This window comes from Halocynthiibacter sp. C4 (genome assembly GCF_028823805.1).
GTDB classification, from domain to species: Bacteria; Pseudomonadota; Alphaproteobacteria; order Rhodobacterales; family Rhodobacteraceae; genus Falsihalocynthiibacter; species Falsihalocynthiibacter halioticoli.
Window position 1 is genome coordinate 82,080 of the sequence record NZ_JAPEIE010000006.1, and the last position, 7,711, is coordinate 89,790.

Here is a 7,711-nt window from a genome sequence, read left to right on the forward strand (position 1 = left end):
AGGAAACGATATGACGTTTGAGCTTCAGCAACACTGGCCCAAAGCCTCCGCTCCGCTGCCGATTGTGATTTTCGGCGCGGGGTCGATCGTGACGGATGCGCATCTGCCCGCCTACAAGAAGGCCGGTTATGCGGTTGCGGGGGTCTATGACCCTGATCTTGCGAAGGCGCGCGAGGTGGCTCAGGCGTGGGGCTGCAAGGCCTATGCCATGCCAGAGGAAGCGATTGCGGAGCCGGATGCGCTGTTTGATCTGGCTACGCCACCTGATGCGCACGCCGGTATTCTGCGCCAATTGCCAAAAGGCGCGGCTGTGTTGTTGCAGAAACCGATGGGCAGCGACCTCTCGGGCGCGACAGAGATCCTTGAGATTTGCCGCGAACGGAACCTCAAGGCGGCTGTGAATTTCCAGCTTCGGTTTGCGCCGATGATGCTGGCGCTTCGGGATGCGGTGAACAAAGGCCTTTTGGGCGAGGTTGTCGATTTTGACGCGTGGCTGGCGCTTGATACGCCGTGGGGCTTGTGGAAATTCCTAGAGCCGCTGCCACGGGTGGAAATTTCGCTCCACTCAATCCACTACCTCGATTTCATTCGCGGGCTATTGGGCGACCCGAAGGGCGTTCATGCCAAATCCATGGGCCACCCCAGCAGCAAGATCGCCCAGACCCGCACCGCCGCAATCCTCGACTATGGCGACACGGTGCGCTGTGCGCTGTCGATCAATCACAACCACAGTTTCGGCCGCAAACACCAAGCCTGTGAATTCCGTATCTGCGGCACGCAGGGCGCGGCTTACGTTCAGCTTGGCGTAAACCTCGATTATCCACGCGGAGAGCCCGATATCCTCTCGATCAACACGGGCGAGGGGTGGCAGGACATCGCGCTAGAGGGCGCTTGGTTCCCCGATGCCTTTGCCAGCCGCATGAGCCAGCTTCAGCGCTTTGCCACGGGCGAGGACGCCGAACTTATAAGCAGCGTCGAGGACGCATGGAACACGATGGCCCTTGTCGAAGCGGCCTATGAAAGCAGCGCCGCGCCCGCGACGCCGATTGCAAGGAAACCGTAATGGCACAAGATAACTTCCTCAGGCTGCATGACAGCGACAACGTTTTGGTGGCGCTTCGTGGCGTTCCCAAGGGCACAGAGGTGGCCGATAGCGGAAAAACATTCACCACCGCGCAGGAGGTTTCGCTTGCCCATAAGATCGCCGCGAAGGACATCGCAGAGGGCGAGATCATTACCAAATACGGCATGCCCATCGGCACGGCGACCAAGGCGATTGCCGCGGGCGAAAACGTGCATGTGCATAACGTTACCAGCAACTACACAGCCACGGTTTACCGCGCCGAAGAAAGCGGCGTGAGCAAGGACGCAGTATGACACAAGTGTTTCAAGGATATGCCCGCAAGGATGGGCGCAAGGGCATTCGCAACGTGGTTGTCGTGGCCTATCTTGTGGAATGCGCGCATTTCGTCAGCCGCAAGATTGCGCAGGGGTTTGGCGAGGACGAGGTGCATCTGATCGGGTTTCCGGGGTGTTTTCCGAACGACTATGCGCAAAGCATGATGGAAAAGCTCTGTACGCACCAGAACGTGGGCGCGGTGCTTTTGGTGTCGCTTGGCTGCGAGAGCTTCAATCGTGCGCAGCTTGAGCGTGTGATTGCCGACTCTGGCCGCCCCGTGAAAACGCTGGTTATCCAAAAGAGCGGCGGCACAGCCTCGACCGTTTCCGCAGGGCGCGATTGGGTGACGCAGGCACAGGCAGAGATTGCCGATGTGCCGCGCGTTGACATGACGGTGAGTGATTTGGTTGTCGGTACGATCTGTGGCGGCTCTGACGGGACGAGCGGCATTTCGGGCAACCCCGCAGCGGGCAAGGCGTTTGATATGCTGGTTGCCGAAGGTGCGGCCTGTATTTTCGAGGAAACGGGCGAGTTGATCGGCTGTGAGGAAATCATGGCAGAGCGCGCCGCAACGCCGGAGCTGGCCGAAGAATTGCGCCAGTCGGTGGCCAAGGCCGAAGCCTATTACGACACGCTCGGGTTTGGCAGTTTTGCTTCTGGCAACGCCACCGGCGGCTTGACCACGATCGAAGAAAAATCGCTCGGCGCCTATGTGAAATCCGGCAGTTCGCCGATTTCGGGCCTGATCAAACCCGGTGATGTGCCGCCTACGGGGGGGCTTTACCTGATGGATGTGGTGCCGGATGGGGATGTGCGCTTTGGATTCCCGAATATTGCGGACAACGCCGAGATCACCGAGATGATCGCTTCTGGCGCGCATGTGACCCTGTTTGTGACGGGGCGCGGCTCTGTTGTGGGCTCGGCCCTTGCACCTGTTATCAAGATTTGCGCCAACCCAGACACCTATCGCGCGCTTGAGGGCGATATGGATGTAAACGCGGGCGCGATCATTGAAGGCGAAAAGAGCCTTGAGCAAGTCGGTCAAGAGATTTACGACAGGATCGTCGACACTGCGCAGGGTTCAAAGACCAAGAGCGAGGCGCTCGGCCATCAGGAGTTTATCCTGACATACAAAAGTTTCGAGCCAATTGGCCCAAGCTGCTTGCCCGCATCCGCCTAGCAAAGACGCGAACGGCAAGGCCGGGGTTAGAGGCGCAACATTGGTCTGCGCCTTTGGCGAAAGAATTGCGGGATACACGCCGCAGAAGACCACAGCACTGAAAGGGAGAATCCGGTGCAAAGATTAAAGGGAAAGACCATTCTGGCCACTGCCGCTGCGCAGGGGATCGGGGCAGCAACCGTTAAGCGCATGGCCGAAGAGGGCGCGCGCGTGATTGCAACCGATCTGAACATCGCGCCGCTTGCGGATGCAACCAACCTTGACGTACGGCAACTCGACGTAACCGACACCGACGCGGTAAACGCGCTGGCGGCGGATATTGGCCCTGTTGATGTGTTGTTCAACTGTGCGGGTGTTGTTCATGCAGGCACGATCCTTGAGGCCACCCAAGAGGAGTTGGATTTTGCGTATCGCCTTAATGTTCAGGCGATGTTCGACACCATTCGCGCGGTGCTTCCGGGGATGCTTGAGAAGGGCGCGGGCTCTATCGTGAACGTGGCCTCTGTGGCCAGCTCGATTACGGGCGTGCCCAACCGTTTCGTTTACGGCACCACCAAAGCGGCGGTGATCGGCCTGACCAAATCGGTTGCGGCGGATTACGTGGCGCAGGGTGTTCGGGTCAATGCGATCTGCCCCGGCACAATCGACAGCCCCTCGTTGCAACAACGTTTGCGCGACACGGGCGATTACGAAAAAGCGCGCGCAGAATTCAACGCGCGCCAAAAGGTTGGCCGCCTCGGTACACCCGAAGAAGTGGCTGCGCTTGCCTGTTACCTTGCTGCTGACGAGAGCAATTTCACCACCGGTCAGGTGCATGAGATTGACGGCGGCTGGACCATCTAACCCACGGAGATACAAATGAAATTTCTACGTTATGGCCCGCGCGGCTCCGAGAAACCCGGCGTGCTTGATGCAGCGGGCAATATTCGCGACCTGAGCGGTGTTGTTGGTGATATTGCGGGCGAGGTGCTGACGGATCTTGGCCGCTTTGCCGATCTTGATATCGAGAGCCTGCCTGTTGTTGAGGGCAACCCGCGCCTTGGCGCTTGCGTTGCGGGCACAGGTAAATTCATGTGTATCGGCCTCAACTATGCCGACCACGCCGCCGAAAGCGGACTTGAAGTTCCGAGCGAGCCGGTTCTGTTCATGAAGGCCACCAGCGCGATTTGCGGTCCGAATGACCCGATCATCATTCCGCGCGGTTCTGAAAAGACCGACTGGGAAGTGGAGCTTGGCGTTGTGATCGGCAAGTCCGCGAAATACGTGGACGAGGCGGATGCGCTTAGCCACGTGGCGGGCTACTGCGTGATCAACGACGTGAGCGAGCGTGCCTATCAGATCGAGCGTCAGGGTCAGTGGACCAAGGGTAAATCCTGCGACAACTTTGGCCAGACGGGCCCTTATCTGGTGACACCGGATGAAGTTGGCGATCCGCAGAACCTCGGCATGTGGCTTGAGGTGAACGGCGAGCGGGTTCAGGACGGCTCCACCAAAACGATGGTTTACGGCGTTGCGCATCTGGTGAGCTATCTGAGCCAGTTCATGACCCTGCACCCGGGTGACATCATCTCGACAGGGACACCTCCAGGTGTTGGCCTCGGCTTTAACCCGCCGCGCTACCTCAAGGCAGGCGACAAGGTCGCGCTCGGCATCGAGAAGTTGGGTGAGCAAGAGCAGGTTTGCGTCGCGGATCAGTAAGCCCGCGAAATCGTCAAGAATTTAGGGAAACGCGCCGTTGCACAACTTCAGCGGCGCGTTTTTCATTCACGGCGGTATTGCGGGGATCGCTGAGCCGCTATCTTTTGGTGTTCTTGAAAGTAGAGTGCTATGAGCCGACAAGTTCGGCCACCGTTCCATCGGGCAAACGGAAGTGGACCCAGTAGCGGCCGTCCTCGGATTGAATTTCAGTAAGCTGTTCAACGCCGAGCCGCGTTAGCCGTTCCCAGCTTCTTTTGAAATCGGGAACCGAGAAACCAACAACCGGGCCCGTTGTGAAGAAGCTGTGAAAGTCGTTTTCGTTTGAATAGGCTTCAAGGCGCGTGCCGTCTGACATTAGATAGCCAACCTGATCTTTCGTCGCATCGGTCGGTTTCAACTCTAGCCCATCTTCAAAAACCGCGCGCAATGCGTCCAGATTGGCCGCCCGAAACCCGACAAAACCAACTTTCTCAACAGCCATCGCGCAATCCTGAAGAACCTGTTTCCAACTGCTATCGATTGTTACCCAATTCGTAGGGATTTGCGAAGGCCATCGTGCTGCGCGACGGGTTGAGAGTAGCTTTGCGCGGCGTCTTTGGTGCTTTAACGCGGTGTTCATGGATTGCGGGCCATCCTTGCGAGGATGATTTTGCGATTCTTTTTATATGTGCCGGTTTTGCTTGTGGCCTGTCGCGTTTGGGCGAATGGTGCCTTGGCCGCGCGAACTATACGGTTCCGTATGGTATGCCGCGAGGCGCCGGCTTGCTGATCAAAAGGGCCGCACCGCTATCGCGCGCCAATTCCGCCTCCGTTGCCGCCGCCAAGACCGGTTGCGAAAACTATCTGGGCTATTCCACCGCCAAGCTTTTGACGGGTGAAACCGCCTGCGCGGTTAAGCGCTTAGATAGGTCGCGTTGTCCGCGCCGAGAGCGGGCGCGCCTTTTGGGCTGGTCAGGGTTTCGCCATCTATGCGAATGGGGCAGCGGGTTGTTTCGACCTTGGTGCCGCCGTGGGACGTTATGGTTTGTATGGCGTCGAGCGCATGGAAGCCCTCTTCCTGCATCATGCGCGGGTAGTCCAGAACCTCCGCGCACCAGATGTCCGCAGGCTCCAAGACATCGAGAACCTCGCGCACGGTTTTGGTGGCGAGGAAATCACGCAACACGGCTTTGATCTCGTCGCGTTGGGTATAGGCGATGCTCGGGTCTCCGTAGGCGGCGAGGGCGTCACAGCCGAGCAGGTCAGCGAGTTGGGCAATCGGGGCCATTGCAATGGCGACATATCCGTCGCGCACCGCATAGGAGCCATAAGGCGCGGTGGAGTGGACCGAGGCGTTGGAGACCTTGCAACGCTGCGGCTGTGAACGGTCGCTGGCGAGGAATGAGGTGATGAGTTCGAACTGCATATCAAGCGAGCTGCTCATCAAATCGACCTCAACCAAGGCGCCTTTGCCCGTTACGCCACGGCGCAGCAAGGCAGCAAGGATCCCTTGGGTGAGGTGGTTGCCGGTGGTGATATCAAGCACGGCGAAGGCCACGGGAACAGGCCCCTGATCGGCATCGCCAGAGAGCCACTGAAGGCCGGTGAGGGATTGGACCAGCAAGTCCTGCCCCGGTTTGCGGACCCACGGCCCCTTGGTGCCATAGCCCGTGACCGAGCCATAGACGAGGCGCGGGTTTAGATCGCTAACAGTTTGATAATCAAGGCCAATCTTCTCCATCACGCCGGGGCGAAAGTTGTGGATCAACACATCGGCGGTTTTGATAAGCTCTTTGATTTTCTCAAGATCGGCGGGTTTCTTGAGGTCGGCAGTCACGCCGGATTTGTTGCGGTTGATGGTATGAAACAGCAGGCTGTCGCCGTCGAGTTTCTGATCGGCCACAACGAGCGAGCGGCAAAGATCGCCGCCTTCGGGGCGCTCAACTTTGATGACTTCCGCGCCCAAATCCGCAAGTCGAAGCGCCGCAGCAGGCCCCGCCAGAAACTGTGCGAAATCCAATACCCGAAGGCCCTCTAGCGGTTTCATCGGCCTGCTCTCCCTGCAACCTTAACATTCTTATATGAAACTTAGTTTTATATTGTAAACTAGTCAAGCCGCAGATTCGCGGCAAACTGAGCCCGATTGCGATAGTGGAGGAGAGCGAGATGGCAGAAAATTTCAATTACAAAGAGTCTGATTTACCGGTCTTTAATACCGAGACATGGAAGTACGACGAATTCGAAGTGGGCAAGAAGGTTCGCTCTATCCGCCGCACGATTTCCGAGGGGGAGGCGATGTTGTTCAACAGCCTCGTGATGGACAATCACCCCTATGTCGCAGACCAGATTTTTGCCGAGGAAGACGGGCTATTCGGCAAGCGGCTCGTGGCGGGGGCGATGGTGTTTAGCTATGGGCTTGGCCTGATGGCGCATAACAACGTTCACACGTTTAGCTATGGCTATGACAAGTTGCGGTTCATCAAGCCCGTGTTCATCGGCGATACGATCTTCACGGTGCGCACGCATCTTTCGAAGGAACGCAAATACGAGAAAATGGGCCTGATCCGCGTGAGCTATGAGGTGTACAAAAACGAGGGCGAGCTTGTTCTGTATTGCGAGCATATTCAGACGGTGAAGTACAACGAGACCGAAGACTGATCGCCATCGTTGGGCGAAAAGCTTGGCCCTCGTGCCGCGCGTTAGTGAAGAGGGCCAGCCGCGTTGCGAACCACAGCCATTTCGGCGCCTTTGGCGACACGGCTTGCGGTTTTCCAATTGGCGGCGTTTTTTGCGAGTTCGGGGAACAGGCTGGCGATTTCTTGATAGGTTGCGCTGTCTTTGCTGGTCAGGAAATCTCCGACAAAGAAACTCTCGGTCGGGGCACCTTCGGCATAGATGATTTCGTGTTGATCAAACATCAGGTGGATGTAGGTCACGCTGTCTTGGGGGGCGCGGGTGATTGTGCTGTCGTTACAGAGACCAATGGCGGAACAGAGGGCCGTTTCCTCTCCTAGGAAAAGCTCGGCGCGCCAATCGTCAAGCAGCATCCGGTGTTGCGGCGAGACAAGCAAATCACGGGTGTTCCCAAGCGCACCCGCTTTTATCAGAACGGGGGCAAAGCTCCCTTGGCCACTGACCTTTCGAGCCTGTATCCAGCGGATCGGTTGCGGGCCATTGTCGCGGGTTATGACGCGGTCGCCTTCGGTGAGCTCTTCGACAAGAACCTCGCCACGGTCGGTTAAGATCAGAGTTCCGGCAACAAAGCAGGGGGGTGTAGTTTCAAGATCGCCGACGGGCGCATTGGTGCTGGAGGTTACAATCGAAGTATCGTCAATGCGGCCGTTTCTTATCGTCTGACCATCGTCGGGAATAAAATACCGCCCGCCACTTGAGGTATAGAACGTCACGCCGGTAACGAATTTACCGTTTCCGTAGGTTATCGTGTCGCCGTTATA

Annotated in this window: 9 protein-coding genes; 6 read left to right on the plus strand and 3 right to left on the minus strand. The window is 57.7% G+C overall.

What is annotated here, in order from left to right; translation table 11 throughout:
- Window positions 1-10 precede the first annotated feature (10 nt).
- From OU789_RS16550 to OU789_RS16570, 5 genes are all read left to right on the plus strand, one after another.
- Entirely contained in the window at window positions 11-1,063 is a 1,053-nt protein-coding gene (locus OU789_RS16550) for a Gfo/Idh/MocA family protein (RefSeq protein ID WP_274656878.1), read from the plus strand.
- A complete protein-coding gene (locus OU789_RS16555; protein ID WP_274656879.1) occupies window positions 1,063-1,377 on the plus strand; it encodes a UxaA family hydrolase in 315 nt (104 codons plus the stop codon). Before OU789_RS16550 ends, OU789_RS16555 begins: the two co-directional genes overlap by 1 nt.
- Window positions 1,374-2,579 carry a UxaA family hydrolase gene (locus OU789_RS16560; protein WP_274656880.1) on the plus strand — a complete coding sequence of 402 codons (1,206 nt, stop codon included), beginning with the start codon at window positions 1,374-1,376 and terminating at the stop codon, window positions 2,577-2,579. Before OU789_RS16555 ends, OU789_RS16560 begins: the two co-directional genes overlap by 4 nt.
- 114 nt (window positions 2,580-2,693) lie before the next feature.
- Window positions 2,694-3,422 (plus strand): SDR family oxidoreductase, encoded by a 729-nt coding sequence (locus tag OU789_RS16565; RefSeq protein WP_274656881.1) that lies wholly within the window; start codon window positions 2,694-2,696, stop codon window positions 3,420-3,422.
- A 15-nt stretch (window positions 3,423-3,437) separates the two neighbouring features.
- Entirely contained in the window at window positions 3,438-4,277 is an 840-nt protein-coding gene (locus OU789_RS16570; protein WP_274656882.1) for a fumarylacetoacetate hydrolase family protein, read from the plus strand.
- Window positions 4,278-4,404: 127 nt separating this feature from the next.
- Here OU789_RS16570 and OU789_RS16575 read toward each other — a convergent pair whose 3' ends face one another.
- Both OU789_RS16575 and OU789_RS16580 read right to left on the minus strand, forming a co-directional pair.
- Window positions 4,405-4,758 (minus strand): VOC family protein, encoded by a 354-nt coding sequence (locus OU789_RS16575; protein WP_274656884.1) that lies wholly within the window; start codon window positions 4,756-4,758, stop codon window positions 4,405-4,407.
- Window positions 4,759-5,169: 411 nt separating this feature from the next.
- On the minus strand, window positions 5,170-6,303 hold the full coding sequence (locus tag OU789_RS16580) for a CaiB/BaiF CoA transferase family protein (protein WP_274656885.1): 1,134 nt from the start codon (window positions 6,301-6,303) through the stop codon (window positions 5,170-5,172).
- A 119-nt stretch (window positions 6,304-6,422) separates the two neighbouring features.
- Between OU789_RS16580 and OU789_RS16585 the strand changes: the two genes are divergently transcribed.
- A complete protein-coding gene (locus OU789_RS16585; protein WP_274656886.1) occupies window positions 6,423-6,914 on the plus strand; it encodes a MaoC family dehydratase in 492 nt (163 codons plus the stop codon).
- 41 nt (window positions 6,915-6,955) lie between these two features.
- On the opposite strand, the gene OU789_RS16590 is transcribed toward OU789_RS16585, so the two are convergent.
- Window positions 6,956-7,711: Hint domain-containing protein (locus tag OU789_RS16590; protein WP_274656887.1), on the minus strand; the 756-nt coding region annotated here is incomplete at its 5' end.